The sequence below is a fragment of the Paenibacillus sp. VTT E-133280 genome (assembly GCF_002264385.1).
Taxonomy (GTDB): domain Bacteria; phylum Bacillota; class Bacilli; order Paenibacillales; family Paenibacillaceae; genus Paenibacillus_AQ; species Paenibacillus_AQ nitricinens.
This window is the reverse complement of sequence record NZ_NFUX01000034.1, coordinates 44,553-71,533: the sequence shown is the minus strand read 5'-3', so window position 1 is coordinate 71,533 and position 26,981 is coordinate 44,553. Positions and strand designations below refer to the sequence as shown.

General features: G+C 41.5%; 32 protein-coding genes and 1 tRNA gene. 11 read left to right on the top strand and 22 right to left on the bottom strand.

The genetic code is table 11. The features are described from left to right. Positions 1–81: 81 nt before the first annotated feature. From gndA to CA600_RS16160, 3 genes are all read right to left on the bottom strand, one after another. Entirely contained in the window at positions 82–1,497 is a 1,416-nt protein-coding gene (gene gndA / locus CA600_RS16170; protein ID WP_094871406.1) for an NADP-dependent phosphogluconate dehydrogenase, read from the bottom strand. A 266-nt stretch (positions 1,498–1,763) separates the two neighbouring features. Further along, positions 1,764–2,360, bottom strand: a complete 597-nt coding sequence (locus tag CA600_RS16165) for a hypothetical protein (protein WP_094871404.1) — start codon at positions 2,358–2,360, stop codon at positions 1,764–1,766. A gap of 299 nt (positions 2,361–2,659) precedes the next feature. Next, positions 2,660–3,949: an MFS transporter gene (locus CA600_RS16160; protein WP_094871403.1), complete on the bottom strand. Its 1,290-nt coding sequence runs from the start codon at positions 3,947–3,949 to the stop codon at positions 2,660–2,662. 96 nt (positions 3,950–4,045) lie between these two features. On the opposite strand from CA600_RS16160, the gene CA600_RS16155 reads away from it, so the two are divergent. After that, on the top strand, positions 4,046–5,521 hold the full coding sequence (locus tag CA600_RS16155; RefSeq protein ID WP_094871400.1) for an aminotransferase class I/II-fold pyridoxal phosphate-dependent enzyme: 1,476 nt from the start codon (positions 4,046–4,048) through the stop codon (positions 5,519–5,521). 131 nt (positions 5,522–5,652) lie between these two features. On the opposite strand, the gene CA600_RS16150 is transcribed toward CA600_RS16155, so the two are convergent. Further along, positions 5,653–5,964 carry a DUF1292 domain-containing protein gene (locus CA600_RS16150; RefSeq protein ID WP_042187300.1) on the bottom strand — a complete coding sequence of 104 codons (312 nt, stop codon included), beginning with the start codon at positions 5,962–5,964 and terminating at the stop codon, positions 5,653–5,655. An 80-nt stretch (positions 5,965–6,044) separates the two neighbouring features. Beyond that, a complete protein-coding gene (locus CA600_RS16145) occupies positions 6,045–6,599 on the bottom strand; it encodes a copper amine oxidase (protein ID WP_042187298.1) in 555 nt (184 codons plus the stop codon). 164 nt (positions 6,600–6,763) lie between these two features. Between CA600_RS16145 and CA600_RS16140 the strand changes: the two genes are divergently transcribed. Further along, a complete protein-coding gene (locus CA600_RS16140) occupies positions 6,764–7,501 on the top strand; it encodes an MBL fold metallo-hydrolase (protein ID WP_094871399.1) in 738 nt (245 codons plus the stop codon). A gap of 65 nt (positions 7,502–7,566) precedes the next feature. Here CA600_RS16140 and CA600_RS16135 read toward each other — a convergent pair whose 3' ends face one another. The 4 genes from CA600_RS16135 to CA600_RS16120 all read right to left on the bottom strand — a co-directional run bounded on the left by CA600_RS16135 (position 7,567) and on the right by CA600_RS16120 (position 9,838). Continuing rightward, a complete protein-coding gene (locus CA600_RS16135; protein ID WP_042187294.1) occupies positions 7,567–7,806 on the bottom strand; it encodes a DUF3892 domain-containing protein in 240 nt (79 codons plus the stop codon). Positions 7,807–7,891: 85 nt separating this feature from the next. Beyond that, on the bottom strand, positions 7,892–8,335 hold the full coding sequence (locus CA600_RS16130; protein ID WP_094871397.1) for a GNAT family N-acetyltransferase: 444 nt from the start codon (positions 8,333–8,335) through the stop codon (positions 7,892–7,894). Between the two features lie 109 nt (positions 8,336–8,444). Further along, positions 8,445–8,657 (bottom strand): hypothetical protein, encoded by a 213-nt coding sequence (locus tag CA600_RS16125; protein WP_094871396.1) that lies wholly within the window; start codon positions 8,655–8,657, stop codon positions 8,445–8,447. Positions 8,658–8,761: 104 nt separating this feature from the next. Then, the gene (locus tag CA600_RS16120) at positions 8,762–9,838 is read right to left on the bottom strand and encodes a site-2 protease family protein (protein WP_094871394.1); all 1,077 of its coding nucleotides are present in this window, start codon (positions 9,836–9,838) and stop codon (positions 8,762–8,764) included. A 307-nt stretch (positions 9,839–10,145) separates the two neighbouring features. Here CA600_RS16120 and CA600_RS16115 point away from each other — a divergent pair, with 307 nt between their 5' ends. Beyond that, the gene (locus CA600_RS16115) at positions 10,146–10,448 is read left to right on the top strand and encodes a phosphatidylinositol kinase (RefSeq protein ID WP_094871392.1); all 303 of its coding nucleotides are present in this window, start codon (positions 10,146–10,148) and stop codon (positions 10,446–10,448) included. A 133-nt stretch (positions 10,449–10,581) separates the two neighbouring features. Then, positions 10,582–10,653: transfer RNA gene (locus CA600_RS16110), tRNA-Val, on the top strand. Between the two features lie 105 nt (positions 10,654–10,758). Here CA600_RS16110 and CA600_RS16105 read toward each other — a convergent pair. Next, on the bottom strand, positions 10,759–10,989 hold the full coding sequence (locus tag CA600_RS16105; RefSeq protein WP_094871390.1) for a hypothetical protein: 231 nt from the start codon (positions 10,987–10,989) through the stop codon (positions 10,759–10,761). 657 nt (positions 10,990–11,646) lie between these two features. On the opposite strand from CA600_RS16105, the gene CA600_RS16100 reads away from it, so the two are divergent. Both CA600_RS16100 and CA600_RS16095 read left to right on the top strand, forming a co-directional pair. Next, entirely contained in the window at positions 11,647–12,102 is a 456-nt protein-coding gene (locus CA600_RS16100) for a GNAT family N-acetyltransferase (RefSeq protein ID WP_094871388.1), read from the top strand. Positions 12,103–12,420: 318 nt separating this feature from the next. Further along, positions 12,421–13,086 carry a cyanophycinase gene (locus CA600_RS16095; RefSeq protein WP_094871386.1) on the top strand — a complete coding sequence of 222 codons (666 nt, stop codon included), beginning with the start codon at positions 12,421–12,423 and terminating at the stop codon, positions 13,084–13,086. Between the two features lie 271 nt (positions 13,087–13,357). Here the strand turns inward: CA600_RS16095 and CA600_RS16090 are convergent, their stop codons facing one another. The 3 genes from CA600_RS16090 to CA600_RS16080 are packed head-to-tail and all read right to left on the bottom strand — an operon-like array spanning position 13,358 to position 17,383. Continuing rightward, complete coding sequence (locus CA600_RS16090) at positions 13,358–14,365, bottom strand: FecCD family ABC transporter permease (RefSeq protein ID WP_094871384.1); 1,008 nt, start codon at positions 14,363–14,365, stop codon at positions 13,358–13,360. Continuing rightward, a complete protein-coding gene (locus CA600_RS16085; protein WP_094871382.1) occupies positions 14,362–15,411 on the bottom strand; it encodes a FecCD family ABC transporter permease in 1,050 nt (349 codons plus the stop codon). Before CA600_RS16085 ends, CA600_RS16090 begins: the two co-directional genes overlap by 4 nt. After that, positions 15,398–17,383 (bottom strand): AraC family transcriptional regulator, encoded by a 1,986-nt coding sequence (locus CA600_RS16080; RefSeq protein WP_094871380.1) that lies wholly within the window; start codon positions 17,381–17,383, stop codon positions 15,398–15,400. The genes CA600_RS16085 and CA600_RS16080 overlap by 14 nt, the downstream gene beginning before the upstream one ends. Before the next feature lie 311 nt (positions 17,384–17,694). On the opposite strand from CA600_RS16080, the gene CA600_RS31270 reads away from it, so the two are divergent. Next, positions 17,695–17,835: a hypothetical protein gene (locus CA600_RS31270; protein WP_156113100.1), complete on the top strand. Its 141-nt coding sequence runs from the start codon at positions 17,695–17,697 to the stop codon at positions 17,833–17,835. A 93-nt stretch (positions 17,836–17,928) separates the two neighbouring features. Here CA600_RS31270 and CA600_RS16075 read toward each other — a convergent pair whose 3' ends face one another. Continuing rightward, positions 17,929–18,168 (bottom strand): hypothetical protein, encoded by a 240-nt coding sequence (locus CA600_RS16075; RefSeq protein ID WP_094871378.1) that lies wholly within the window; start codon positions 18,166–18,168, stop codon positions 17,929–17,931. A gap of 442 nt (positions 18,169–18,610) precedes the next feature. On the opposite strand from CA600_RS16075, the gene CA600_RS16070 reads away from it, so the two are divergent. Further along, positions 18,611–19,054, top strand: coding sequence for a hypothetical protein (locus tag CA600_RS16070; protein ID WP_094871376.1), 444 nt, complete (start codon positions 18,611–18,613; stop codon positions 19,052–19,054). A gap of 67 nt (positions 19,055–19,121) precedes the next feature. Here CA600_RS16070 and CA600_RS16065 read toward each other — a convergent pair whose 3' ends face one another. The 4 genes from CA600_RS16065 to CA600_RS16050 all read right to left on the bottom strand — a co-directional run bounded on the left by CA600_RS16065 (position 19,122) and on the right by CA600_RS16050 (position 20,532). Further along, positions 19,122–19,388 (bottom strand): hypothetical protein, encoded by a 267-nt coding sequence (locus CA600_RS16065; protein ID WP_094871375.1) that lies wholly within the window; start codon positions 19,386–19,388, stop codon positions 19,122–19,124. A gap of 4 nt (positions 19,389–19,392) precedes the next feature. Next, positions 19,393–19,671, bottom strand: coding sequence for a hypothetical protein (locus tag CA600_RS16060; protein ID WP_094871373.1), 279 nt, complete (start codon positions 19,669–19,671; stop codon positions 19,393–19,395). 77 nt (positions 19,672–19,748) lie between these two features. Continuing rightward, on the bottom strand, positions 19,749–20,024 hold the full coding sequence (locus CA600_RS16055; protein WP_094871370.1) for a hypothetical protein: 276 nt from the start codon (positions 20,022–20,024) through the stop codon (positions 19,749–19,751). A 49-nt stretch (positions 20,025–20,073) separates the two neighbouring features. Then, positions 20,074–20,532: an NUDIX domain-containing protein gene (locus tag CA600_RS16050; protein ID WP_094871368.1), complete on the bottom strand. Its 459-nt coding sequence runs from the start codon at positions 20,530–20,532 to the stop codon at positions 20,074–20,076. A 307-nt stretch (positions 20,533–20,839) separates the two neighbouring features. Here CA600_RS16050 and CA600_RS16045 point away from each other — a divergent pair, with 307 nt between their 5' ends. Both CA600_RS16045 and CA600_RS16040 read left to right on the top strand, forming a co-directional pair. Continuing rightward, on the top strand, positions 20,840–21,088 hold the full coding sequence (locus CA600_RS16045; protein WP_094871366.1) for a hypothetical protein: 249 nt from the start codon (positions 20,840–20,842) through the stop codon (positions 21,086–21,088). A gap of 80 nt (positions 21,089–21,168) precedes the next feature. Then, complete coding sequence (locus CA600_RS16040; RefSeq protein WP_094871364.1) at positions 21,169–21,846, top strand: DUF1796 family putative cysteine peptidase; 678 nt, start codon at positions 21,169–21,171, stop codon at positions 21,844–21,846. Positions 21,847–21,883: 37 nt separating this feature from the next. Here CA600_RS16040 and CA600_RS16035 read toward each other — a convergent pair whose 3' ends face one another. Then, on the bottom strand, positions 21,884–22,198 hold the full coding sequence (locus CA600_RS16035) for a hypothetical protein (RefSeq protein WP_094871362.1): 315 nt from the start codon (positions 22,196–22,198) through the stop codon (positions 21,884–21,886). 276 nt (positions 22,199–22,474) lie between these two features. Further along, entirely contained in the window at positions 22,475–23,371 is an 897-nt protein-coding gene (locus tag CA600_RS16030; protein ID WP_094871361.1) for an SDR family oxidoreductase, read from the bottom strand. A gap of 547 nt (positions 23,372–23,918) precedes the next feature. Between CA600_RS16030 and CA600_RS16020 the strand changes: the two genes are divergently transcribed. Then, complete coding sequence (locus CA600_RS16020) at positions 23,919–24,110, top strand: DUF6199 family natural product biosynthesis protein (protein WP_094871357.1); 192 nt, start codon at positions 23,919–23,921, stop codon at positions 24,108–24,110. Position 24,111: 1 nt separating this feature from the next. Here CA600_RS16020 and CA600_RS16015 read toward each other — a convergent pair whose 3' ends face one another. Both CA600_RS16015 and CA600_RS16010 read right to left on the bottom strand, forming a co-directional pair. Next, entirely contained in the window at positions 24,112–25,707 is a 1,596-nt protein-coding gene (locus CA600_RS16015; protein ID WP_094871355.1) for a helix-turn-helix domain-containing protein, read from the bottom strand. Between the two features lie 115 nt (positions 25,708–25,822). Further along, positions 25,823–26,842 carry an ABC transporter substrate-binding protein gene (locus CA600_RS16010; protein WP_256989875.1) on the bottom strand — a complete coding sequence of 340 codons (1,020 nt, stop codon included), beginning with the start codon at positions 26,840–26,842 and terminating at the stop codon, positions 25,823–25,825. Positions 26,843–26,981 lie beyond the last annotated feature (139 nt).

Genomic DNA, 26,981 nt, shown 5'->3' with positions numbered 1-26,981 from the left:
ATCCTTATATTTCTCGCATAAACACTTACCCGTCTTTTAGGGACGCGGAAGGCGTTTTTGCTTATTACGTAACGAACTAAATTATTCAGCTGACATCCAGTTGTGGTGGAAGACGCCTTCTTTGTCTACACGTTTGAATGTGTGTGCGCCGAAGTAATCGCGTTGTGCTTGAAGCAGGTTCGCAGGCAGTCTTTCAGTACGATAGCTATCATAGTAAGCCAATGCGCTGGAGAATCCAGGTACTGGAACACCCATCGTTACAGCTGAAGCGATAACTTTACGCCATGCGGACTGGTAATTGTCCATAACATCCTTGAAGAAAGGATCAAGCAACAGGTTCTTAAGATCTGCATTGTTCTCGTAAGCATCCGTGATGTTTTGTAGGAAACGGGAACGGATAATGCAACCGCCGCGCCAAATTTTAGCCAACTCACCATATTTCAGATCCCAGCCGTATTCGTCAGAAGCTACGCGAAGTTGAGCGAAGCCTTGAGCATAGGATACGATTTTACTTGCGAACAATGCTTTACGCACGTTCTCGATGAATTCAGCTTTGTCACCATCAAATGGTGTAGCTTCTGGTCCGTTAAGCACTTTGCTTGCTTCTACGCGCTCATCCTTCATTGCAGACAGGAAGCGTGAGAATACGGATTCGGTAATCATGGACAAAGGTACACCAAGATCCAGTGAGCTTTGGCTTGTCCATTTACCAGTTCCCTTTTGTCCAGCGGAATCAAGGATCACGTCAACCATTGGTTTACCAGTTTCTTCATCATACTGAGCAAAAATGTCTGTAGTAATCTCGATCAGATAGCTGTCGAGCTCACCGCTATTCCACTCTTTGAAAATGTTGTGAAGTTCTTTTGCATCCAGACCCAGAACGTCTTTCAACAACTGGTAAGCTTCACAGATTAATTGCATATCACCATATTCGATACCGTTGTGCACCATTTTAACATAGTGTCCCGCACCGTCTGGTCCGATATATGTACAGCAAGGCTCACCGTCAACTTTAGCTGAGATTGCCGTTAGGATTGGTTCTACTAGCTTATATGCGCTTTCTTGACCGCCAGGCATAATGGAAGGACCTTTTAGTGCTCCTTCTTCTCCGCCAGAAACGCCAGTTCCGACAAAGCGGAAACCTTTTTCTTCCAGATATTTACTGCGACGAACCGTATCAGGGAAATAAGCATTTCCTCCGTCGATGATAATGTCGCCTTGATCAAGATGCGGCAACAGTTGCTCGATGGTAGCATCAGTAGCTTTACCAGCTTGAACCATGATCAGAATTTTGCGCGGTGCTTCAAGCGAAGCTACAAATTCCTCTACAGAAAATGTGCCTACGAGGTTCTTACCTTCCGCTTCAGCTAGAAGATCATGTGTCTTCTCCGGTGAGCGGTTAAACACGGATACGGAAAAACCTTTGCTTTCGATATTTAGAGCCAAATTCTTGCCCATTACCGCCAAGCCAATAACGCCGATTTGTTGTTTTGCCATCTGGTCCTCCACCCTTTGCACCCTATATTTTTGGGAAATCCATTTCTCGCAGTATAAGAATACCACCCTTTATCAGAGACAGCAAAGCCTGCCCTGCGAATAAAGATCAAATTCATCAACAAAACCATTGCCAATATGAAAATGATCACAATGACTATTTTAACGTTTTTAGTGCCAGAAGTGAACCCCTGTCTGCAAGTTCTCAAACAAATCTAAGGCACCCCGAAATTCGGGGTGCCCCTAAACAGCTTATTTCAGCACCTTGTTTACCATTCTAACATATACAATTCCTTCGTCAAAAAGGTAAGCTGAGCTCGGCATTTCTCCGCACGAATCATATCCTCAGCCTTAAGTGCATCATATAATCGATCCAGCTGCTCATCCACTTCAATCCTACGCTGGCGAATTCGTTCCTCTCCTTCAACAGAATAATAGAGCTTGGTCAGCTCCTCATCTGTGAGCATAGGACCCTTCTGGTATAAGACTCGCTGCTGATAACCCGAGATTTCGACAAGACGGATGACTTCGCCGAACAAAATATTTTCAATAATAATCTGACGGTCCCGGAAGCGCTTTACTATGGCATGGCCCCGCATGTCCCCAATTAACTTCTCCATCCATTCTGACAAGCGAGCATCACGAATCATATAGTCTCCCACGAGTTTATAGCCATCTTTGATCCTTTGAAACCGTAATTTCACCAGTTTACGACCCGTACGGACCGAAATTACAAAGACCTGTTCGTTCTCGCTCCAATATAGGGAATAACCTTTTTGAATCAAATCCTTGATCAGGTCCTGGATATGCTGTCTGTCGAAACGTAACTCCAGGTTACAATACTCCACCTCGTCGTTTTTGTTCACGGCACTCCCCCCTAACTGCTTCACATCTGCAAAGCCAACACAATTGTTCAATTCCCGAGTATTTATGGCTGCCGGACCTCTTCAAGTAGTAGTTACTAATGCGTTCGTCTTAGTCTTATTTTATACTTCAGTTTATGTAGCGGTAACTTGGTTTATTGACTATTTTTACCCGCAACAGACTTTCTCCAAACGCTGATTGAATTTTTTATTTCTTTTAGTCCTTTTTGAGCCGAATCCTTCCTAAAAAAAGCCGCTGACAATCTAATTCTCAGATTGTCAGCGGCTTTTCACTTCTAAGGTCAACTAGGTTTAAATTTCAGCTTCGTTCTGTGTACAATTAGTAAATGTAGCCCAAAGAGCATCAACATTACAATTGCACTCATCAGAAACGGTACACCGTGACCTACATGGTCCCATAGTCTACCTGATATCACCGGCCCTGCCACCATCCCTGAGCCTTGCAAGGTCAAGAATAGCCCCCACACAGTCCCTCGTTCCCCCTTAGGCACTTGCTTAGCCAGAAAGGCATTCCATGCCGGGAGAATAAGCGCGTAGCTTATACCGACCAATGCCACCGCGATAAAAGCAAGCGGGAGCCAGCGCACCTGTGAGAACAGGGCAAGGGAAAAGGCGGCGAGTAAAAAGCCAATGTTCAGAAACACAGTTGTTCCGATTCGGTCCACCAGCTTGCCTGCTGGAATTAGAGCAAGCACCGTAATTCCCCCACCTGCAATCAGAAGTAGACTAAACTGATTTGGACTAACATGAAGCTCCGTACGTGCAAACAAGGTAACTACAGGCGTCATCAAACCAATGGCAAAAGCCTGAAGAAATAAGGCTGGATATAGTAGGCGACTGACTTTAAGCGTCGTTCTGACCTGATGTAGTGTTCTTTTTATACTTTCTAATGGACTGATTTTTTTACGCTCAATAGCTCCGCCGAGCCCCTGCATGTCCCTTACAACTGCATGAGTTCCACTTGTCGAGATTCTCTTAGGTAGAAATAGGGCAACCACAACTACAACAGCAGCACATCCTAGCAGGACCAAAAAGGCTACACGATAGCTTTGTCCCCCCTGATCCATCAAAAAATTCACTACGATCGGACCGATTCCCGTTCCTGCGAGCGATGCCATCTCTACAGCACCCATAGCTGCACCACTGCTGCCGCTTTTAGTAGATCCCGCCAATTCCGTTATTCCGGTCATCACACAAGGCCAAAGCGGGGATGTCCCGATCCCAAGAATAAGACAGGCAATCGAGAGCGTAACTGCTGTTTTGGCATATATTATCATTCCAACAGCTACTAGGATCAACAACAAGGCACTTGTCATGGTCCAGCGAAATCCTATGCGCTCCATAACCCAGCCAGAAGGACTGCGGAATAGATTATCCCCCAAATACTGGAGCGCAAAGGCAAAGCCTACTACCGTAACAGATAGACCCAAAATATTCTCCATATATACGGGTAACAGAGCGACAAGTAGCGACCCTTTAACAAACTCAACTAAAAAAATAATTACCCACATCTCCATGATAAATGGCGACGTCAAACTGATATGTGTACGTTGTGCAGCTTTTGTGGACATTCTATCACATCCAAATCCTAGTATTCTGTAGATTGTTTTGTTATACTGATGCTTGCCTTAAATTTTAATATTCGCGAAAGGTTGTGACAGCATTAAATGAATCAACACCGTACTCCCCTCTTCACAGCTTTAAAAAAGCATGCCGCCGGCAATCCCGTTCAATTTCATATTCCGGGGCATAAGAAGGGGCTAGGAACCGATGCCGAATTCCGTGAGTTTATCGGCGATAACGCTCTATCCATCGATCTAATCAACATCGCACCGCTTGATGATCTACATCAGCCAACTGGAGTAATCCAGGAAGCTCAGAAGCTGGCTGCGAAGGCTTTCGGCGCCGACTATACGTATTTTAGCGTACAGGGCACGAGCAATGCCATCATGACGATGATCCTCTCTGTCTGCTCACCGGGTGATAAAATAATTGTGCCGCGTAACATTCATAAATCTGTGATGTCGGCCATTATCTTCTCCGGAGCCAAGCCTGTGTTTGTCTCGCCTGTTCAGGATGAGAATCTCGGGATAGATCACGGCATAACGACCAGTTCGCTGGAACGAGCGTTAAGGCGTCATCCAGACGCCAAAGGAGTTCTAGTAATCAATCCCACGTACTTCGGTGTATGCGCCGACCTGCGTTCGATTGTCGACCTGGCTCACCGTTACGGTGTACCCGTATTGGTGGACGAGGCACATGGAGTACTGATTCATTTTCATGAGGATCTGCCGGTATCGGCCATGCAGGCCGGAGCGGACATAGCTGCCACTAGTGTGCATAAACTTGGCGGCTCCATGACGCAAAGCTCGGTACTGAATCTTAATGCTAAGACGGGTCTGATTAACCCGCAACGGGTACAGACCATTATGAGCATGCTGACTACAACATCTACCTCATATATTTTATTAGCGTCTTTGGATACCTCAAGACGTAATCTCGCGCTGAACGGTCATGAAATGGCGGAAAGAACCATCAGACTGTCCAACTATGCACGCGAAACGATCAATAAGATCGAAGGCCTGTACAGCTTTGGAAAAGAGATCCTTGGGACAGAAGCAACATTTGATCATGACCCAACCAAGCTCAATATTCATGTGCGCCATTTAGGGATCACAGGATACGAAACCGAAAACTGGCTGCGCGAGAAATACAACATCGAAGTAGAACTAAGTGACATGTATAATATTCTTTGCCTTATTACCCCAGGTGATACCCAAGAATCAGTAGATAAATTATTAGCTGCACTTCGGGTGTTGTCCGCCATTCATTATAGCAAGGGTGAAATCTACGAACTTAAGGTTCAGGTTCCAGAAATTCCACAGCTTGCTTTGATTCCAAGGGACGCTTTTTATGCGGATACGCAGTTAGTTCCATTCCGTGAATCTGCTGGCTACATTATTGCAGAGTTTATATATGTATACCCGCCTGGAATACCTATTCTTCTCCCTGGCGAAGTTATCACTCAGGATAACATCGATTATATTATCGACCATGTGGAGATTGGACTTCCGGTTAAGGGTCCTGAAGACCGCAGCATCACTAACATAAAAGTGATTGTAGAAGCCGATCCTATTTCCTAAGACCCATCATTTCCCCTAAAAAAAATCATTTATTTATACAAAAACCCGATACCATAATAAGTATCGGGTTTCTGTATATAAACATCAACTGTCATATACACAATAGAACAGCTTAATTTAGTCGCTAAAATCTATTCTTGCTGAGCAAGCAGATTGTTGTAAGCTTCTTCAACAGCTTTCCATTCTTCTTCATCTTCGATATTGTACAATACCATTTCTTCGTCTTCTTCTTCCATACGAAGAATAATGCCATCCGCTTCAGGATTTTCCTTTTCTAACAGCAGCGCGTATAGTTTCTCACCGATGTCGAAAGTTTCAACCAATACCATTTCAACATCTTCGCCCTGCTCGTTCGTCAAGGTCAGCACAAACTCCTCGTGCTCATGGTCGTGATCATGCCCGCAACCGCATGCTTCACCATGCTCATGTTTGTGATCGCTCATTGTAATACCTCACTTTGAATTGTATTATCCTACATCTGGTATACTACCACGTTAGTTTAGTTCAGGTCAATTTAGAACCCTTAATTAAGAGCTGTAATTACCTTTTCTGACACAAGAACGTAATCCGCATTTTTGGAAGCTTTCATATAGAAGCCTACCCGATATTTGCCGGTTTCTTTAAAATCATAAGTAAACTCCGAGGTCGGAAACCAGAAATTATCCTTCTGCGAGCCTTCAAGCTCCTGCGACTGAATATCCTTAACATTACCAGAAGGGTCCGTTATGGCTACTTTCACAGCTGAAACCTCTTCTGTTAAGCTATCTACTTGGGTTAATATCTTAATCTTAAGCTTGCCTACGTTTACGTTACCAAAGACCGTATTATCTTTAAAAAGAACAATATGAACATTAGGCTTAAGAATCGTCACTTTTCCAGATCCGTCCCAATTCACTACCCCGCCCGCTTCTCTAGCGGGAATATATGTTTTTCCATCAATCAAATAACCGCCGTCTACAATTTCCGTCCCGTTGTTCCATACCCTGATTTTCTTACTCACAGAATCGGCGAACAATAAGGAGCCACCCATCAAGGAAAAAGCAAACACACATAAAGTGACTTTTTTCCATCTATTCATTTGAAACCCTCCAAATAATTCATGCTATTAATGTATACTTACTTTGTCTCAGCAAGTTGCGCTAATTGTAGGTAAATATTTCATTCATCTCCCTTAAAATGATATTATGTACTTGTTCAAAGTTGATATATTAGCTAACAGTGATTTCAGGAGGGTACTTTCTTATGAGTCTGAGCCTACAAATGCTAGGAACTGGCAATGCTTTTGCAAAAAACTATTTTAACAATAATGGCCTGCTACTAGCTGATGATTATACCCTACTGATTGATTGCGGGATTACAGCTCCGCTTGCCATGCATGCCATCGGGAAATCCTTCCGTGACGTAAACGCTACTCTAATTACGCATATTCATGCGGACCATGTTGGAGGTCTGGAAGAGCTAGCACTTACGCTAAAGCACGTATACGGGAAAACTATGAGATTACATTTACCTGAGACGCTTGTTGAGCCACTTTGGACCAACACCTTAAAGGGTGGATTATATCAAAAAGATGCAGTAGCCTCCCTGACCGATATCTTCGAGGTTACACCTATGAAACCCGGAATTACATACAAGCTCGCTCCTTCTCTTTCGCTCGAAATCATACATACGCCGCATATTCCTGGCAAAGATAGCTATTCCCTTCTAATAAATAACGAGATTTTCTATAGCGCGGATATGACTTTTCAGCCGGAGCTACTTATAAGCCTTGTCCGAGAGCGCGGCGTCCGAATGATTCTGCATGACTGTCAGCTTGGCGGATCAGGGGTTGTTCACACCACGCTGAAGGAGTTAATGTCTTTACCTGAAGATGTTCGGCATATCATCAAGCTCATGCATTACAGCGATGAACAACCTCAATTCGTCGGGCTTACTGGAGAGATGGAGTTTATTGAGCAGCATGTAATTTATAAACTCTGATTATGATTAAAAAAAAGGCCGTACATTGACGTCCGATGACGTATGTACGGTCTTTACCTTTAGAACTATGAGAAACTCGGAAGATTGTCCAAATTGTTGGTTGGGTCCCCATCCGCGTCGCCGCGAATATAAGTTCCTCCGTCTTTACCTTTAAAAGCATTCACTCCGGCAATATTTCCGGCTTGTACTTCTTGAAGCGCTTGGTCATACGCCAGGACACGTCCTGTAGAGGTCTGGAAACTGGTTAAATCTCCGTCTCCATTTTTCTGTACAGCTACGAAACTTTCGCGTTCGTTATTTGGCACTTCAGCTCGCCCCTTGCACTTGGATTTGCCATCATATGGCACATCCTAGCTTGCTTCATGGAACGGTAAATTATGTGCACTATTTTTAAAGAGTTTTCTGCATCCGTACATGTAAAATACCTGCGTCATAAAAAGGTTCCGTAGAAATCACTTCATATCCCAGCTTCTTGTAGAAATTCTCAGCTTGGCACTGTGCATCAAGAATCGAAGCATCCAGTCCAAGTTCCCGAGCAAGCTCTTCCATCGCAAGCAACAGAACACGTCCGTATCCTTTGACTCGATAATCTTTCAGTACGGCGATACGCTGCATTTTGGCTGTACCTGCTTTGTAATAAATCAATCTTCCCGTAGCCACAGGTACACCTTCATCTATAATTAGAATATGGTGCACATTCGGACCGATAACATCGTATTCATCAATTTCTTCCTCAGCCGGTACCATTTGTTCCTCTACAAATACTTTGGTACGAATATCCAGCCCCATCTGAAGCTGTTCCTCTGTAGTTACCCGTAAGATTTCTGCCGCCATGTTAGTCCCAAACTCCTCTCTCTCTATGTATCCAACGATAGTTGTCTATTATATAAAAATTCGACTAGAAAGAAAAGCCTGAGCATGAGAAATCGTCTTCTACGCTGCACTAATCTGCAGAATATACTTCTTCAGGAATCGAACGATTGTATGCGTCTTGCATCACTGGTGACAATGGAGGATACTGACCTTTCGGCTTTCCATCCAGGTTAGTCATTTCTTTGATTTCCATGACTTTTGTTGGCTTCGCCTCGGAACATCCTCCCAAAACTATCAGTAACAGCAGACAAACACTGACTCCCCATTTCATAAATTTAGACATGGTTTTACTCCTTTCACCGCTCAACTGCAGTTATTCTCTTTACAGCTTTGACGTTTCAGGAGTTTTATAAACCATTGAATCACTTCATTGCCCGATCCTATCCCTTATAAATTCACATTTCCAACAGCATGGACCATGTACATCATTCCTGCCAGAAAGCCAGCTAATACAAAATAAGCGATACCGTATTTCCAGCGTAAGCTAGCCGGCACATCGTAATACTTATCGTTCTCATAGACCGAATAGCTGATATCACAATTCATCTTAAGATGAAGCCCATTCTCTAAGGTCACAGGCTCTAGCTGCGAGATACGTACCTTTTCAATGATGCATTGCTGCGGAAGCGTAGCTCTACCAATGTAGTTCAGCTGATCCCATCTCACCCCTACATACTGCTGTCTTTCCAAATCACTGTAAGTAGTAAAAGGTAAATCTCTTCTATGCTCTGGTCCTGGAATCATGTAGCCTGCATCTCTAAGTGGCACTACTGGAATTAAAAAACTCTTCGTTACAGAATAAAGGCGATTGTTAGTGCGTCTCTTGACATATTTGTTATACAGATCGTAAGCAAATAATGCCCAAATAATAAAGAATAAGATCGAACGCATATAGATGATGATAGCTAAACCACCCACGAGCCCCACAAGCCACAGCCAGCGCGTCACCGCGGTTGCAATACGGCCACCGTCAAGCGGGTGAATCGGCAGCAGATTGATCAGATTAAGTAAAAAACCTATGTAAGCCAAGGAATAGAGAAGTGGACTATCCATGTAATAAGCCGCCCCAAAAACGGCTGTAGCCCCAATGGTTCCTAAGATCGGACCTCCAAAAGCAATATAAGCTTCTGTCTGGGCATCCAACGGCTGTTTCTTCATTGTAATTAAAGCTCCCAAAAACGGTATAAATAGCGGAGCGCTGACTGGAAGCCCGATCCGTTTCGCTGCTATTACATGTCCTAATTCATGGACTAGCAAGAGCAGGACAAAGCCCACGGCAAACCCCCACGGGTAAATCAAAGCATAAGCCCCTATTGAAATCATCATTGATATTAACGGCCCGGCAATTTTACCTATTTTCAGAAGAGACAAAATCGCCTTTCCTTTAAACAGGAGCATCGCCGCCCCGCCTCCCAACCATTTCCATGGCGTGGAAGAATTCTTTTTCTGCTCATTTTGCGGCAAGATCTCAAGCCCCTTTATCTTTCAATTTTTATCTAACTTCTGTACATTACCATCCATTTTATCATAAGCGCTGCAGGAGTATTTCCATAAAAAAGCACTTGGCTAAGTATACGACGCAACTTTAAAGATGGAATGGGACAAGTATGGCCAACGCGCCCGGTTCAAAATTAGGGGGTGAGGAAGATGCTTGCACTTCAAAGTTTTTCCTCCTCGATTTTAATGATCACCTTCTAGGCAAACGCCGTGAACATTGTAGGCTAAGGGCCATAGACTGTTATCAGGATTTAAACAATTGAGGAGGTTCTCCATGGAATCAAATACAAATTTTCATCAACAGGTCTGTTGGAATTGTATGAACAAATACGTTGGTGTTACAATGACTGACGGTCAATCATTTGACGGCTTTATTGCTCATGTAGATCAAAATTATGTTACCCTTGCGGTTCCAAGCAATGAAATGGTTGAACACATGAACGGAATGCCTACAAAAGAATCGGCGTACAGACAATTTGGCTTCCGCCCAGGTTTTTACCCAAGACGTCGCTTCTATCCACGACGCATTCCTTTTTACGGCATAAGCGATTTGTTTTTACTTCCGTTCTTTATCTGAGATAGTGCAAAGGGGATGTTAGAGTCATCCTCTTTTTTTATTATTTTAAAGACTATGTAAACTATCCTCCCTATAGATTGTAAAAAAAGAATTGCCATCCTACTCTATCGTATGGTATTATGAAATTCGTCGCAGGACGGTAGCTCAGCGGGAGAGCACTATCTTGACAGGGTAGGGGTCATGGGTTCGAACCCCATCCGTCCTATAGAAAAAAGCCTTGAATTTCAAGGCTTTTTGTTTTTATTCACTTATATTCTATTAAAAACCCCTGTGATACGAATTTGATAGGAATCGCGATTTACTTTTCGTATCAGTTCATCTGATCCTCTGGGAAAATATCGCTTCTACCCTCCAACCAATTTCCAAATTCCGCTTTAATGATATATAATTCCCTTCCTGCTTTTGCAGCATAAAAAGGTGTATCTCTTAAGAATTCGTACAGCTTGGCTTGACTCATTTTCATTATCTTTATGTGTTTCGGGCGGAGTGTCATAGGTAAGCTGTCCCAATTAAGATTTTGTTTCTCGGTTATTTCTTGCAAATATCCTTGCCCTCCTTATTGAGTTCTTTTTCTTATACGAGTTTCAGCTCTAAAGCCAACTTGTAAAATGCTCTCCACCTAAATTTTAGTATAAGTAGGTGCGTTTAGTAACCGCATCGCACATCTCCATATCCTTTTGTCAGTCCCTTTGTGTCATTGGGCTTCCTCCCCCTCAAACCAGGTGAAATTGTCTCCGATCTGTTCCCAAACTCAATCTACATAAGCCTCTTGGATGTCTTTTTCTGTAGCTTCATCGTTAAACTCTTGAACTTCCGTGTATCTACTCTGTTCGCCCCAACCTCTGTTGTTTACGAAAGTTATTTTCCTCATTTCTTATATCCTTCTTGTGGAAGAGGAGGACTATTCCCCTCTCTGTCCCTGTATCTTCGGTAACTTACTTCAAATAAATCAAGTTGCATATCAATCAACATCCTCTTTTCTTTGCTCCTTCACGATCTGTGTCTTACTGGTTCATATCTTCGTGCAGTGCAACAATTAATATGACTTTCGATGAAGATGCTTCTTTATGCTAACTGGCAGTATAGTTTAACTTAAAATAAACTTTCCGTTCCCCGCAGTTAACTTAAGATGTAATCTGAAAGCACCTTTTTTGAAAGTGATACTCATCAAGAAACGTATTTATAAAGGAGTGGCTTAATGCAAGTTATTAAATCTATAATAGAGTGTCCAGAGCGTCATATAGAGTTTGCTGAATATGTTAAAGAAAAATGGCCAAATGTAAAGAAGGTCGTCCTCCCTAAAATTGACGAAAGTTTATCGGCTAAAGATGGTTTGCCATTTACATTTCTGCTATTGAAAAACGACAAAATAATTGGATTTTATCAATTGATTGTGCAGGAGTATATAATTCGTAAAGATTTATCGCCATGGATTGCACCTTTGTTCATTGACGAGAATGAGCGAGGGCAAGGTTTAGGTTCAGTATTGTTGGAGCATGCCAGAAAAATGGTGGGGCAATTAGGATATACGAAGGTTTATATAACGACCGACCATATTCGTTATTATGAGAAATATGGATTCAGAGAAGTCGGTTTAGATAATTTCGAATGGGGACGACCCACCAAAATTTATGAGCACGACACTATAAAGTAATTTATCGCAACATGGTTTGTTTTGGACTTAACTAACGAGGAACGTTAGTTAAGTCCTGTCACTTCTGGTGCCCTACATGCGTCTGCTTTGTCATAACCTTTATGAGAGAAGGGATACGCCTACTCCCTTAATGATCTGTACCTTCGTACTGTGCATCATCTAGCGGCCAGGATAACGTGGAAACATAATTCTCATACTTAAATTGCATGTTATAGTAATCTAGTGTTCGATTTAGAACTGTTCTCTTTCTAGCGTGTATAATATGTTTTCTCGTTAAGAATGGATGAATGTTAATAATACATATGGAGGGAATTAAGTTTGAGTACTCACTACTATTTCAGTTGGTTTAATAATTTTTTTCCAGAGAAGCTGGTCCATTATTTGCATGAGGATATACAAGACAGAAAATCGCTTGTTATGATTAGCGCTGATCCGTCTGGTTATACAGGTGAGCAAATTAACTTTGATGATGTTTCTGAATGGACATGGTTGAATCAGGCTAATATTATTTTTGAAGAATATCATTTCATTGATTACCGCATGCAGAAGGAAGATGCCCGGCGATTAATTCAAAACGCTTCTGTCATTTTTTTATGCGGTGGGTATCCTGTTTTGCAGAACGATTTTTTGGCGGATTATGAATTATCGGATGTTATTAAGAACAGCAATGCCGTTATAATGGGTGCCAGCGCCGGTGCGTTAAACATGGCTGCAAAATGGTTAAGCTTGAATAACCCTGATGAAGCTGAAACAAGTACTATTTATGATGGTATTGGCTTTGATTATTTTGCCTATGAATCTCATTCTCAACGTGACTACGCCACGTTTGTTCAAGGCTATCTGTTCCCCTTATCTGAAGAGATTGATGTTTACGCGGCAGAACAGGAGAGCGCTATACGTGTAAAGGACGGCAAAATAGAAATAATGGGTCCTTTATATTTAATTTCCCGCTCAAAGATTCAGAAATTGGTTGAGACGCTCTAATTAGGATTGTCGGGTAGAAATGATGAATTTTTTAGACCGCCTTCAATGGCGGTCTTTCTATTTCCGGCAGATGCTAGTTGCTCATTTTATTGAACTAACGGGACAAGATAGTTCAATTAACCACTCAGTCGTAATTCTACTTGGTGCACCAAGCATCAGGGTTGCATGATAGCTGAAGATAAGTCCAAGAAGAGGAATTTAGAAACATCATAAGAGTTCGCGGAAAAACCCAAAATGAAGTCTTTTTTATACATTGGAAAGAACTCCGATATTATTTTGAACGCATCAATAGATATAGGAAGTAAGGCACACTCAGCATTGTTACAATAATCCCTGCCGGAATATCCGACTTAAAGCTGACCGTCCGAGCAATCGTATCCGCTACAAGCAGCAATAGCGCACCAATAAGTGCTGAAGCTGGAAGAAGTACTTTGTAGTCGTGACCTACCAGCTTGCGAGCCACATGCGGACTAATCAATCCAATAAAGAAGATCGAGCCCCCGAGTGCTACACAACCAGAAGCAATGCCTACAGCCGCAATCGCCAGACGCAAAAATTTCTTCTTTACAGCGACTCCTAAGCCTATCGAAATTTCATTGCCTAACACCAAGACGTTCAATGTCCTGAAATTGGAAATAATATATGCGAATAGCAGCAATACCCAAGGTGCCAATAAGCTGATATAAGACCACTTGTCCCCCCATAAATATCCTGCTTGCCAACGCTGCGCAAAATCATACTTCTGGTCATCCAGCTTTAAAGTCAGGAATAACGACAGGGCACTTAACCCCATATTAATCGCAACACCAGTCAAGACAAGTCGTGTAGAAGAAATCAAACGACGTTTTCTATAGGCTAGAACATATATCAGAGCTGCTGCCAGCAAATCACCCAAGAATGCCATAGCTGGTAGTAATAATGTTATAGCGGTGCCTTGAATACCTACTGTTGAGATAATCAGCAACACCATAAGACCTGAACCTGAGCTAATACCAAGCATGCCGGGATCAGCCAAATCATTGCGCAGCAACGCCTGCATAACAGCACCTGCCAGTGCCATCCCAAATCCAACAAGTATCGCTAATACGATCCGAGGAAGACGAAACTTATAAACAACGAGATTATGCTCTTCTGGACCTTGTCCAAGCAATACTTGAAATACTTCAAGTGGATTAAGAGACACCTTTCCCATATTAAGACTAAGAATAGCTCCTGCAATGAGCAGTATTATGAGAGATAGAATCCATATTGTAGCCTTATGCGATTTAACAACATTCATTTGAAGGCTCTCCTCTCTTTGCTCGCAATTAACAAGAAGAAAGGAACACCAATCATTGCAAAAATAATGCCGAGTGCTGTCTCTGCCGGACGATTAATCAGCCTTCCTGCGATATCCGCTACAACCATAAGTGCGCCGCCGTAAATGGCTGATGCCGGAATAATATAACGATAATCTACACCTACAAAAAAACGCATGATATGCGGTATAATCAACCCTACAAAGCCGATTGGCCCAACAAGTGCAACAGCTACACCCGCTAGTAAAAGGACCGCAAGCGTAGCTATCATCTTAACGAGAACGATCCGTTGCCCGAATCCTTTCGCGATCTCTTCCCCCAAGTTTAAAACAGTGATAGAGCGTGCACTGAATAATGATAAAGCCAGCCCACCTAAGAACCAAGGAATAACTAGCTTAATTTCCATCCATGTTGCTCCAGCCACACTTCCCGAGGTCCAATAAGCAAGGGCACGACCAATTCCATAGTTTAATGAGATAAATGATCCCACAGCTCCAAATAGCATTGTAATGGATATTCCAGCTAACACCAATCGTTGAGGTGTCATTCCTGAACGATTCATTGAAGCAGCAAGATACGTTAATCCTGCACCAAGTCCTGCGCCAATAAAGCTAACTAGCAAGGTTGTCGTCTGCAATTGCCCTGGAAGGAAAACTAATGTAACGGCCATTGCAAGAGCAGCTCCAGCATTTACTCCCATTAATCCCGAATCGGCTAAGGGATTTCGCGTATAGCCTTGCATAACTGCTCCTGCTACCGCGAGACACATGCCCGCAATAATATCAGCCGCCGTACGTGGAATACGAAGGGCATGGATAATCTGATGCTCGGTCAGTTCAGGATCAAAATTAAAAATCGCTGTCCATGCCATCTTCAGGCTCATGGAAGCAGAGCCAAAAGAGATAGAAGCCGCTACTGAAAGTAGCAGCAGCAATATCCCTAGGAGTAAAAACAGACCGAAATACGATTTCCCTCTTAAATTAGGAATAACAGCTGTTCTATCATCTAGCTTTCTATTTTTTTTCATACGCTGATACTAGCTTCTCAACTACAAAATCTAGCTGCTTATCAAGAGAGTAGATATCTGAATAATATGAAAAATCAAACCCAATTTCGATCAATCTACCTTCTTTGATTGCTGGAATGCTGTTCCAAATGGGGTTGTCCGACAAATCATCAGCCCCATCCCATACAGAACGGAACACGAAGTCTCCTATATACTCAGGTAACACTTCTAAGGAAACAAACCCTCCAGTAGCCTTCTCCCTGCCATCAATCTTCTTCTGAAGAATCTCTGGTGCTTTTAGTCCTAAGTATTCGTAAATAATCTGAGAACCTCTTCCGTAAAGCTTGCTATCGATTACCGCCATCTCTTTTTTGCCGCCCTCGATAATGGTTACTGTCTTATCTAAAATTCCAAGTTCATCAAGCTTCTGCTTACTTTTCTCCAACTTCTCGTGGAAATTATCTAATAAAGCTTGTGCCTCCTGCTCCTTGCCAAATACCTCACCAATCTTCATTATACGTTCGTCTGTCGCCATTTTTTCATAAGGAATTGGAATGGTCGGTGCAATATCCTTAAGGATTTCGTAAGTTTCTTCAGAAGCAGCTATGATCAAGTCAGGCTTTACTGCCATAATAGCCTCTGGATTAGGTTCATACCATGAACCAAGATCTTCAATACCCCCCAGCTCTTCTGCAAAGGCCGCTCCTTCAAAGACACTCGAAGTACCTACTGGCTTAATGCCGAGGGCAACAAGATCCCCTTGAAGGTATAACACGACAACTCTCTCTGGATTAGCTGGAACGACAATATCTCCCTTTACCGTAGAGATAGTTCTTGTCTGAGCCTCTTTATTGTTATTGTCAGTTGCAATTGAATTATTAGCTGATGATGATGTAACTTCAGAAGCTTTGGATCCCTTAGAATTCGTGGCATTAGAACCAACGTTTGCAGATCCGCATGCACTTAAAAGCAAGGTAAAGCTAAGCAGCATCGCTACAATAAAACTTGATGTCTTTGTTATTCGCATAGGTGAAGACCCTCCGGTTATTTTATTATGATAACAGTAGTGATAATGATTATCATATTCAACAACATTATATCGGGAGGATATGTTCTCGCCAATGGAGAATCTGGCGGTGGTAAATGGACGATTCTCCGATAAGCTCACCTGCCTGCTTTCCTTGCGGAATCGGATGGGAGATTGACCATTGTATTTACTAAACATACGACTGAAATAATACACATCGCTATATCCAACTTCTTCTGCAATATCGCGAAGTGGAGCATCGGTACATCGTAATAGCTCTTCTGCATGTTCAAGCCGGTATCGTATCAAATATTCGATCAAGCTGAACCCCGTCTCTCCTTTAAAACGCGTTGATAAATGACGAGGGCTATAATTAAATTGCTCCGCTATAGATTCTAGTGATAAATTGTGACGATAATGCACCTCAATATAACGGACAACCTGCCCAATGACATCCGGTTGCCTGAGGTTAATTCCATCCTTTGTAAACTGCTTTAATAATTCATGTATAAACTGATAGAACAAGCCTTTAACTTGAATTCTTTCCAATAAGCTTCCTTGTGCCCAAAGTTGTTCCATTGCCATTAGTTGATAGTGCAGTGGCAATGGCTCCAAAGACTCGAAGCCATACTGCATCCGAAATGGGTTGCTTCGTTCCAAAAGTCTTGCTAAATCCTTTCTTCCTGGTAAGGAGGCTCTATAGAATAATAAATAGTATTCAAAAATCTTCCCTGCCTCTATGCTTAGTCTCATACCCTTGCCACCATGCACAATAAAATGACGGTCTGCTTCGTAATCTATACCGTTGAGATTCAAGCTGGCCGCACCCCGCACACAGTAGATAAATCCACATGCAGGTAATATATAGCCTTGCAGCTTGTCTCCAGGCTCCATCACAGCATGTCGAATATCCAGCACTTTAACGGCTGCATAATTCCATGCGGCAATATGATCTTCCAACTTCATCTTGCATTTCACTCCGATCCGTTACACAATCTATTTAAATTAATTACATCTTAAACATTGATAATGATTATCAATTAGTATTAGGCAGCTCTTCTATTTTGTCAATCGCTGTTTAGTGATTTCTTTTATAAATGTATTTGAACTAAACAGGAACAATCTCTCAATATTGCATCCCCTATAATTTAGCATTAATATAAAATAATGAGACTTACTGAAAATAGTTAATGAGTGTCGTATTGAGGACTATTGCATTTTCGCAAACTCACTAAGGAGTAGGAGTGTTTTTTATATGTTATAGGGGGAAACGAATATTGGGACCAATGACTGAAGCTGATGCTCTACGTGAATGGTTTACTCTTTCCGGTACAGTGAAAGACATTTATATTATCGAGGTTGATGAGAACAATAAAGTAAGGCGCCAGATCGGACCCACAAAGAAGAAAAAGAAATAAGCTTAGCCTGCAGCAACCTACTATAACTTGATTGAAAAAGAAATAAAACGTAAAAAAGCCCCACCGACCTTTATAGGTTGATGGGGTATTTTATTAAAAAGGAAATTGAGTAAGCGAGAATATTAAGAGTACTATCCCAACAATCGAAGACAGAGCAGCCATTTTATCTTTAGTTTTAAAATAGGTAGCTCCGCCATTAAAAATCAGAGCTCCGCACATCCCCATCATTGTCCAAGACATAATCACTTGATCCTGATCACGGAAAAAAAATATTGCCAGAATGATTGTTGCTGCACTAAATAGAATACCGAACAGCCTTAGTGCTTTCAGCAAAAAATCCCCTCCCGAAATATTATGGGCTAATGAATTTGCAGCTTACTCGATATTACAAGAAAAAATGTAGCCAATGGGCCACAAAGCAAAGAAATTAAAAACCAGTTTAAACCACTTCTATTTTTACCTTGCGCTAACCCGGCATTTATTAATGCTAACGTGCCCCAACCCACAAAATACCCGTTATCCATCACGCACACGACCTTTCAACATCATTTTATAGGAATACGAATATCCAATATAATGGTTTCATCATACATAGATTACCATTCCTATAATAGAATCAGCTGATTATACAGACAAAGATGGTGGAAAAGATAAAATCGTCCTAATTCAAGGTGAAAAGTCGTCCTCCAGTAGTGAACTTATAATTTTTATTAAGGATGATAAAATTGGTTGGGGATATTCGTCTAATGACAAGAATAAAGAACCCTTTAACGAAATGAGAAAATTCTTCAAAGAGCCTGTAAATAACACATCTGATTCAGGTACAACTGAACAGTCTCCTGAAGCGACACTTAAAGAAATTAGTAATTTTGTCATTTCAGATATTTGGAATGTTGGATTTGTTGATATCAGTTGGTATGCAAGTTCAGGAACTAGCTCTACAGGTGAAGCCATAGATATAGATTTTACAATTGAACAATTAGGAAAAGCGATGAGTACAAAATTAGAATACGATAATTACATCAACAACCTGGATGCAAAATACGATTCAATTAAAAACATCTGGTCTAAGCTCTCTGGTGAGATTGATCGTATGTACAAGCAAATCCAAGATACTCCTCCTATAGCAAATGATGCTACCACTAAATTAGATACAGGAATATTCAATCAGTACCAGGATGCTTTTAGTGATGAGGTAGATAAATTATCCAATTCTTAGATAAAAATAAATCCCTGCCAACCCCTCAGGTTGCAGGGATTTGTTATACATGCTGAAATTTCAACAACTACTTTATTCTTGTGGCGATAAGCTGGATCGTTTCATCAGAGTCTTTTACAAGACATTTCAAAGTAATGCCCAGTACAAGTGAAAATAAAGAGATCATAAAACAAATGACTGTAATCAGTGCTCCTCTTAAGTCATTTGTGAAATTATAACGCAAGATTTCTGAGAAGCTGCTAGTAGAAAAGAAAATTATAATCAAAATAAAAAACAATCCAAAAACACAAAATAAAATATTTGATATTTTATTAACTCTTTCAAAATAACTCATATATTCAACTCCTCTGATCAAGATAATAATCCACCAAGACATAAACGGTACCGGCAATACCAAAGGATTTGTGAACAACCCAAGAGAAAGGAAAAATTATAATTGGGTAAAGAACGGCTGAAAAAAGAAATGCTAAGAAAATAAAAACAAACCCTATATTTTGAACCCCATAGTATTCAGCCGTGCTGATTTTATTTCCTTTCCATAGCTCTAATCCAAAAGTGGCCAAGGTGAATAAAATCGTCGAAACAAACCATAACATGATATGCTTAACTACACGCAAAGTAATCCCACCAATTTCAAGCTTTATATATCAGCCGTTTCATTCATAAGTTCTATTGTTAAATCTGCTTCCAATAATCATCTAGCACTTGGTTCTATTGAAGTTAAAAAAGGTTTTTGCCCTATTCTACTATTATAGGAAACAAAGTACTCCTCATTTATATTAATCAACTTAAATATTCCTTTTGGGATTGTGACTGTAGTTTGATCACCGCTCATATTTTGTACTACTATTTCTCTTTTATCTACTGACACTACATTAACAACAGCAGATGTACCTGCCATCAAAAGGTACCATATTATAAATAAAAATATGATCAAAGGAAGAAAAGAGAAGATTTTACGATTATTCATATCTATCACCTCAGAGTAAGGATCATATAATAGACATGATAGTTACCTCCTATCCATTCCCGAACAATTCTTGTATATATTTTTCCGACATATATTCTCTAAACTCTTTATCTAATAAGTATATTTCATCTTGTTTTATCCACTGGTAGTTAAAAACAGTTCCACAGTCATCTCCTTCACCCTCTCCAGTGAATCTCCACTTTTCAGGTAATCTTGTTTCTGGAATCAGAAGATAGTCATGTCTTTCAACATTTGCTTCTATATAATCCTTATAATAATATTGTGTTCCTATTTTCTTTACTAATTTAAATTGTTTAAGTCCACTTTCTTCTTGAATTTCCCTGAATAAGGCTTCTTCTTCTGTTTCCCCGGCATCGACATTACCACCTACTAATCTAAAGGGTACTTCTGGTACATTCAGATAAACTAATAAGGTTTTTTCTCCAACTTCATTGACTTGCAAAATAAAACCGTATACCTTCTTTCTAATCGGTTTCCCTATCTTCATTCATCGTGTCCCCCTATTTAGCTTCTTATTAACGATAATAAAAAAGTATTTGATCATTGATCAAATACTCCTCGCGTACGGTATTATGAAATATATACTCCCTTGAGGTCATCAAGTTATACTAGTCGAACATACCATAAATTTACTTTATTGTATTCTGAAAACCTAAATTAAACAAGAGTAACTCTTGTTTTTAGTCCATACACTTGACAGAATACTTCCTCACACTCACTCCGCTTCTGTTTAGCACATTACAATCTATTGTGCATTTTATATAGAGAAGCTTAATAGAAAGGGGTGACTCAGAATGGCAACTCGTCAACCTGATTTAGTGTTGATCACTTGGAGCAAAAATCCTTTGGTTCGTGGCTCTGCGCGTAGGATTATTTCTGTCCGCATCATTGGAAATGCTGAGCCTTGTCGACCTAGCTTAAGACCCAACGGGCTACTTGACACCGCCTTAGCTTGTTTATTAGATAATGACGTTGGTTTTAAAGTGGTATTTCGTAAAAAAACTTCAAGGATTAGCGGCTATTTGCTGCTACAACGCCATTAATATTTTTAAGGGGCAGTTAAGTTGCTGCTCTTTTTTTAGCGTTAAATAGAATCTGAATCTGATTGAAATTAGGTGAGTCCATGAACTTACAAGATGTAAAAAAGAGCTATGATTTAATTGTAAGCTTAGGTATGTCTTGTGCTCCTGCTATAAATATGCAAAGAAATAACCTGAGAACATTCTCCATGCCTCTCGACTGGATGATTTCTTATTCATTAACTGATGTAAACAGACTTTATAAAAATAGATTTCAGAATTTCATGGAGTTAACAAATCTGCAAATGCTCGAGGAGACACATTTTTTTCTAGAGGATGGCGTACCTGCTTATCCTAATGGGAACAAAAATGCTTTAGTGAAATCATATTTTATTCAGGATACCTTTTATAACATTATCTCGGTACATGATTTTCCAATCACCTTGGGTAAGCATTGGTCTACGACCTATCCATCTTATAAAGCAAAGCTGGATCTACGAATTAAGAGATTTTGGGACAAATTACTATGCAGTAAAAAAATTCTATTCATTAGATGGTTCGCCACATACGAACAGGCTGTAGAGCTACAAGCGATTTTGTCTGATATATTAAAGCCGAACGAATTCACTGTCCTTATCCTTTATCCCGTTCGTGAATTAACATCAGTACGAGAAATCCATTGGAATATTAATCATATTTGTGTGTTAGAATTTCCTGATGATATGAACGATTATGCTAGCTGGGATTATATTTTGAAAGATATACAAGTAACGAGCGATTAATTTATCTCTTATTAAAAAATGACCCTCTCATGGGTCATTAATGTTGACGGCTTCGGTCCATCAAATGATTAATCATTTCTTGCGCAGCAAAAACATATGGGTTCAGATATAACCTACTGATACTTACAAATATAGCAATAGGGTTACTGACTCCAAAATCACTTTGGCTCCAAAGTGATTTTGGATTTATAAGTTCAGGCTCAACAAGATCATACTTTTCCATCAGCCTTTCCTTTGTTCCACTATCCATTACAGCTCCGTTTTCTTTATCCGCAAAAACTGCTCCTGATGAAAAACACGCCATGATCATTACAAAGGAAATGATGAGTATTGCTAGTTTCTTTTTACGCATAATACAGCTCCTAATTCTTTCTATGTTCTATACTAAACTCTAAACCTTATACCAACTCAAATATTTCTCGGGTAATCGCAGGAAATCTATGTATTCGACAATCTTGATCATATGTAGATAATATTCTATGCATTAAATGGAATAAATAGGTTCAAAATCTATAATACACCTTACTCCATATAAAAACAAAAGCACCCCACAGCTAAAATTAGTAGGGTACTTTGTATTTGTATGATTCGCTGATATTTTACTATATCCATATTCGGCAGAGTATTTTTATGGGGTTGGAGTTCCTCCGTTGGCATTTAGCGTTTCGCCACTGATATAGCTTGATTCCTGGCTAGCAAGAAATACATATGCCGGAGCCATCTCTGCAGGCTGTCCCGGACGACCTAGTGGTGTGTTCGCACCGAACTCCTTCAGCACCTCTTCCGGTTGTCCACCCACCACTTGAAGAGGTGTCCATACAGGACCTGGAGCCACTACATTAACTCGAATCCCCTTATCAGCGACTTGCTGGGCGAGAGATTTACTGAATGTATTGATAGCAGCCTTGGTCGTCGCGTAGTCCAATAGAATCGGCGAGGGGTTATAGGCTTGGATGGAAGAAGTGTTGATGATGGTGCTGCCTGGTTGCATATGCTTCACTGCCGCTTTGCACAGCCAGAACATGGCATACACATTCGTCTTAAAGGTATCGTCAAAATGCTTGGTAGTAAGATCAGCAATATCGGGGACGAATTGCTGCTTGCCCGCGATATTGGCTAAAATATCAATTCCTCCTAGCTGCTTAACCGCAGTATCGACGAGCTGTTCACAGTATTCCTCATCTTTTAGATCACCTGGAATGGCGATTGCGGTACGTCCTGCTTCCTGCACCAGCTTGAGAACCTCTTTAGCATCTTCTTCTTCCTCCGGCATGTAGGATAAAACAATATCTGCGCCTTCACGAGCAAAAGCAATCGCAACGGCACGACCTATCCCGCTGTCCGCCCCTGTAACAATCGCTTTTCGACCTGTCAGTCGTCCGGTGCCTTGATAGGTATCTTCACCTGTATCAGGTACGGGATTCATCTTCTTCTGGAGCCCCGGCTCTTGTTGCTGCTGTTGAAATTCAGGTCCTGCCTTGATGTACTGAGTGGTAGGATCTTGCATCGTATATTGGTTAGACATCGATCAATTCCTCCTTTATTTTTAGAAAACCATTTTTATTTAACGAACTCTTTGTTATGTAAACACAACAGTACACCGCTAAACATACCTCATCGATAGCACAGTTCTGAATATTTCCACAAAAATACCCCAACAACCTGATAAGGTGCTAGGGTATCTCATACTCTAAGTATCATTGATCATTTAATGGCCTTAAATTTCCTCAGACCTGTCTGGAACCGACTCATAACGAGTACGTATTTCATGATTTTTAGCGTAGATATATAAATCTAAAGCCACTATTCCTCTACGTGTCAATTTTACAAGCAGGACGAAAAAGTAGATTCCCAAGCCAATGGATATCATCCAAATTAAAAAGAACAAAACACCTACTCCCCCTCCGAAAAAAAGACCTGTGTGTTCCATACGATTTATCCGCTCCTTAGGAAATTCCATTTTTTATCAGTCTATATTACATAAGATTAAATAAATATATGGAAACTCACACATGAATCGGGACACCCTCCACACAGTTTCGCGTATACATTACATAAAGGAGTGATAAATCATGGGCTTTTTTATTTTCCTCTTTGTTCTGTTAGCGCTACTTAACATCTTTTTCCCACGATTCGGATGGTACATGAGATACGGTTGGATGATCAAAGGCGACGTTGAGCCGAGTGAGGCTTATTTATTAATGACCCGCGTCAGCAGTATAGTGGCACTTATTGTCCTCTTTTTTATCTGGTCTAGCTTCTGACTTATCCTAACGCTCTTAATACATCCTCAATCTTGCGCTGATGCGACAATACGCCGTAATTCATCCAGGCCATAAAATCCACCTCATATACGCAACCGTTACGCACAGCAGGCAAGCTGCACCAGAGTTGTGTATCCAGCAGTTCCCGTCCTCCCCCTTCAAGCTGATCAAAGGTAATAAACAAATGGTCCGCAGTCAGATTGGCAAGCTCTTCTTTTGTCAGGTTCACCCGATTCTTTCCACGGGTCAACTTCCGAACCAAGCTATGGGGCTGCAAGCCCAAATCATGATGAAGCACACTTCCTGTATATCCCAAATGCTCACATCCATAAAGAGTGATTCCATAGGCTGATATTCTTAAACAAGCTATGGTCTGACTATGGACGGAACGGGTAAGCAGCTGCTTGGCTTGCTGTGCCCGATGCTCATAATTGCCGATCACTTCCTGGACACGCTCCGTTCTGCCAAAGACCGCTGCTGCAGAATATAATGTGGCACGCCAATCCTCTTGATGAACAGGCAGCTTGAACAACGGAGCGATCCGGCTGCACTCCTCCAGATGCCAGCGATGAAAGCCATTATCCAGCAAGATCAATTCGGGCGTATACCGGGAGAGCTCCTGCCAATTACGAGTCGAAATATCTACCGCAGGCACATCATGGAGAGCCAGGTACTCTTGCTTCCCCCACTCAGCGTGAGAATATTGCGCCACAGGAGTAATATCTAGAGCCAGCAGATAATCTTCCAAAAAAGGAGCGAACACCCTCATTCCATCCTGATGGAAGCTTCTGTATTGGCCGGGCGTAACACCAACCGATCTTTTAAAACGCCGATTAAAATAATACTCATTGCTGTACCCGACGGATAACGCGATTTCATGTAAGCGGTCATTCGTGAGCAGCAACTGCTGCTGCGCCCTTTCGATACGAAGCCCGTTCAAATGCTCCAAGGGAATCCGCCCTGTCACTTCTTTAAAGGTTTGTGTGTAGCGCGCACGTGTAATGCCTGCAACTTCAGCCAGTTGATCGACGGTTACAGCTTGATTATAATGTTCCTCCATATAGTGAATGGAACGCTGGATTGCCTCATGATCACCTGTGATCTGAACGACAGAGGAATTTGCACGCATGATTAACAGCAGCAGCTCCTGAAAGCGCGTATGGCCTGCGAACCATTCGATCTCATCTGTGCTTCTACGGCTATTGTAGATAGCCTCTAGCAATAATTTACATTGTGAAAAGGGTCTACAGCTTAACAACCCAGATCGAAGGATGTCCTCTTTAGTCCTTCTTTCTATTTCACTCTGCCTGTTTTCCCCGGTTTCGATGATTTCAAAAGTAAGCCGATAAAAGCTAAGCCCCCGCTCCTCGGCATTGATTTTGCTTAATAACCCAGGTTCGAACAAGAACCCAGTACCTTTTTCCAGTGGAAACTGCCTCGACTCAGCCTCAACGTACCCCTGTCCTTCCGATACAATGAGTAGCGTATGATCCTGAAATACTTCACTCTGTCCGCTTACTGACAGGGATTGGGTCTCTATATTTATCAAGCTATAGAATAGCTTCCTTCTATTGCTGTCTTGCAAATCTTTTGCCATTCTCCCGCCCCCAATTGAGAATCATTTTCATTCACTTCAGTGTAAAACAAAAAAGAAGGTCTATCAAGGGTGCTGATAGACCTTCTTTTTGCTATTCCTTCAAGGCGGCTGCCGTTTATTTCACCATAGCTTCCAGCAGGTCATCAAGCTTCATCGAATTGGCTGTGATGGCACCAGTCTGCCAATGGGAACGTTCCATTCTATAAACATTCCCGTTCTTCACTGCGGGCAGGCTCTTCCACAGCGGCCCATCAAGAATTTGGATCGCTTCCTGATTCCCTTCAGTATCCCAGCCCCCGTTGTCAGGGAATACGATGATATGATCCGCTTCGAGCTGAGGAATAAGCTCTTCGGAAATAATAGATTGATATTCGGTCATTTCTGCAGCCATAGGCACGGGTGTCAGGCCAAATTGAGAATAAATCACACCGATAAAACGGTTTTTAACACCGAACAAAGCAAAGGTCTTATCCGCTACGTTGAGCCGGATCACTGCTACTTTTTCTTGCCCCAGAGCTTGTTGCAGTTTAGCTTTTCCATCTGCCACTTTCTGATCATACTCGGCGAGTACAGCCTCAGCCTTCTCCGGAATACCGAGCGCATCTGCAATCGCTGTAAGCACTTGTCTTGAGTCCTGCAGCGCCGCCTCAGGGAGACGATACGTTGGTGCTATCTTGGAATATTGTTCATACCTCGCCGCATCCGCGCCTCCGTCCGCAATAATCAAGTCAGGGTCTTTCTCCAATAACGCTTCCAAGCTTCCGGTAATATCAAATTCTGGCACATCAAGATTTAAGTAATCCTGTTTGCCCCAGCTTGGATGATACCACTGAACCACCGGGGTAATCCCCAATGCCTTCAAATAATCTTCAAGGTAAATCCCGGCCACCCGTTTAGGGTTGACTGGAATCTCAACATCTCCGAATTCCCCTGTAATCGTCCGAGTTGCAACCTCTTCCGAAGCATTTCCACTTCCTTCGCTCGGTGTGCTGCTAGCTGAGGTTGATTCCTCTGCATTCTCTGTTTTAGCAACATTATCTTTCGTAGTATTGCTATTCGTTCCGCATGCCGCCAGCGCGGTCAATGCCATAATAAGTACTGCTGACCATAAAAACTTCCGACCCCATCTTACCATTATCCCTTCACTCCAATGCTATATTTTCATTGATTATCATTCTCAATAATCATTATCACAATAGTAGCATGACTTTTATAGCTTTCAATGCACTTTCTCCGCAAAAATCTTATACAAACTATTAACTAGTTTCTTCCCT

Bases quoted from the DNA above. Each gene is read 5' to 3' on its own strand.
- CA600_RS16010 (WP_256989875.1), bottom strand. From the start codon at position 26,842: ATGGTAAGATGGGGTCGGAAGTTTTTATGGTCAGCAGTACTTATTATG.
- CA600_RS16125 (WP_094871396.1), bottom strand. From the start codon at position 8,657: ATGTCTAAATTTATGAAATGGGGAGTCAGTGTTTGTCTGCTGTTACTG.
- CA600_RS16020 (WP_094871357.1), top strand. From the start codon at position 23,919: ATGGGCTTTTTTATTTTCCTCTTTGTTCTGTTAGCGCTACTTAACATC.
- CA600_RS16145 (WP_042187298.1), bottom strand. From the start codon at position 6,599: ATGAATAGATGGAAAAAAGTCACTTTATGTGTGTTTGCTTTTTCCTTG.
- CA600_RS16065 (WP_094871375.1), bottom strand. From the start codon at position 19,388: ATGAGTTATTTTGAAAGAGTTAATAAAATATCAAATATTTTATTTTGT.
- CA600_RS16055 (WP_094871370.1), bottom strand. From the start codon at position 20,024: ATGAATAATCGTAAAATCTTCTCTTTTCTTCCTTTGATCATATTTTTA.
- CA600_RS16015 (WP_094871355.1), bottom strand. From the start codon at position 25,707: ATGGCAAAAGATTTGCAAGACAGCAATAGAAGGAAGCTATTCTATAGC.
- CA600_RS16140 (WP_094871399.1), top strand. From the start codon at position 6,764: ATGAGTCTGAGCCTACAAATGCTAGGAACTGGCAATGCTTTTGCAAAA.
- CA600_RS16045 (WP_094871366.1), top strand. From the start codon at position 20,840: ATGGCAACTCGTCAACCTGATTTAGTGTTGATCACTTGGAGCAAAAAT.
- CA600_RS16150 (WP_042187300.1), bottom strand. From the start codon at position 5,964: ATGAGCGATCACAAACATGAGCATGGTGAAGCATGCGGTTGCGGGCAT.
- CA600_RS16070 (WP_094871376.1), top strand. From the start codon at position 18,611: ATGAGAAAATTCTTCAAAGAGCCTGTAAATAACACATCTGATTCAGGT.
- CA600_RS16115 (WP_094871392.1), top strand. From the start codon at position 10,146: ATGGAATCAAATACAAATTTTCATCAACAGGTCTGTTGGAATTGTATG.
- CA600_RS16085 (WP_094871382.1), bottom strand. From the start codon at position 15,411: ATGAAAAAAAATAGAAAGCTAGATGATAGAACAGCTGTTATTCCTAAT.
- CA600_RS16035 (WP_094871362.1), bottom strand. From the start codon at position 22,198: ATGCGTAAAAAGAAACTAGCAATACTCATCATTTCCTTTGTAATGATC.
- CA600_RS16155 (WP_094871400.1), top strand. From the start codon at position 4,046: ATGAATCAACACCGTACTCCCCTCTTCACAGCTTTAAAAAAGCATGCC.
- CA600_RS16100 (WP_094871388.1), top strand. From the start codon at position 11,647: ATGCAAGTTATTAAATCTATAATAGAGTGTCCAGAGCGTCATATAGAG.
- gndA (WP_094871406.1), bottom strand. From the start codon at position 1,497: ATGGCAAAACAACAAATCGGCGTTATTGGCTTGGCGGTAATGGGCAAG.
- CA600_RS16030 (WP_094871361.1), bottom strand. From the start codon at position 23,371: ATGTCTAACCAATATACGATGCAAGATCCTACCACTCAGTACATCAAG.
- CA600_RS16160 (WP_094871403.1), bottom strand. From the start codon at position 3,949: ATGTCCACAAAAGCTGCACAACGTACACATATCAGTTTGACGTCGCCA.
- CA600_RS16080 (WP_094871380.1), bottom strand. From the start codon at position 17,383: ATGAAGTTGGAAGATCATATTGCCGCATGGAATTATGCAGCCGTTAAA.
- CA600_RS16090 (WP_094871384.1), bottom strand. From the start codon at position 14,365: ATGAATGTTGTTAAATCGCATAAGGCTACAATATGGATTCTATCTCTC.
- CA600_RS16130 (WP_094871397.1), bottom strand. From the start codon at position 8,335: ATGGCGGCAGAAATCTTACGGGTAACTACAGAGGAACAGCTTCAGATG.
- CA600_RS16040 (WP_094871364.1), top strand. From the start codon at position 21,169: ATGAACTTACAAGATGTAAAAAAGAGCTATGATTTAATTGTAAGCTTA.
- CA600_RS16050 (WP_094871368.1), bottom strand. From the start codon at position 20,532: ATGAAGATAGGGAAACCGATTAGAAAGAAGGTATACGGTTTTATTTTG.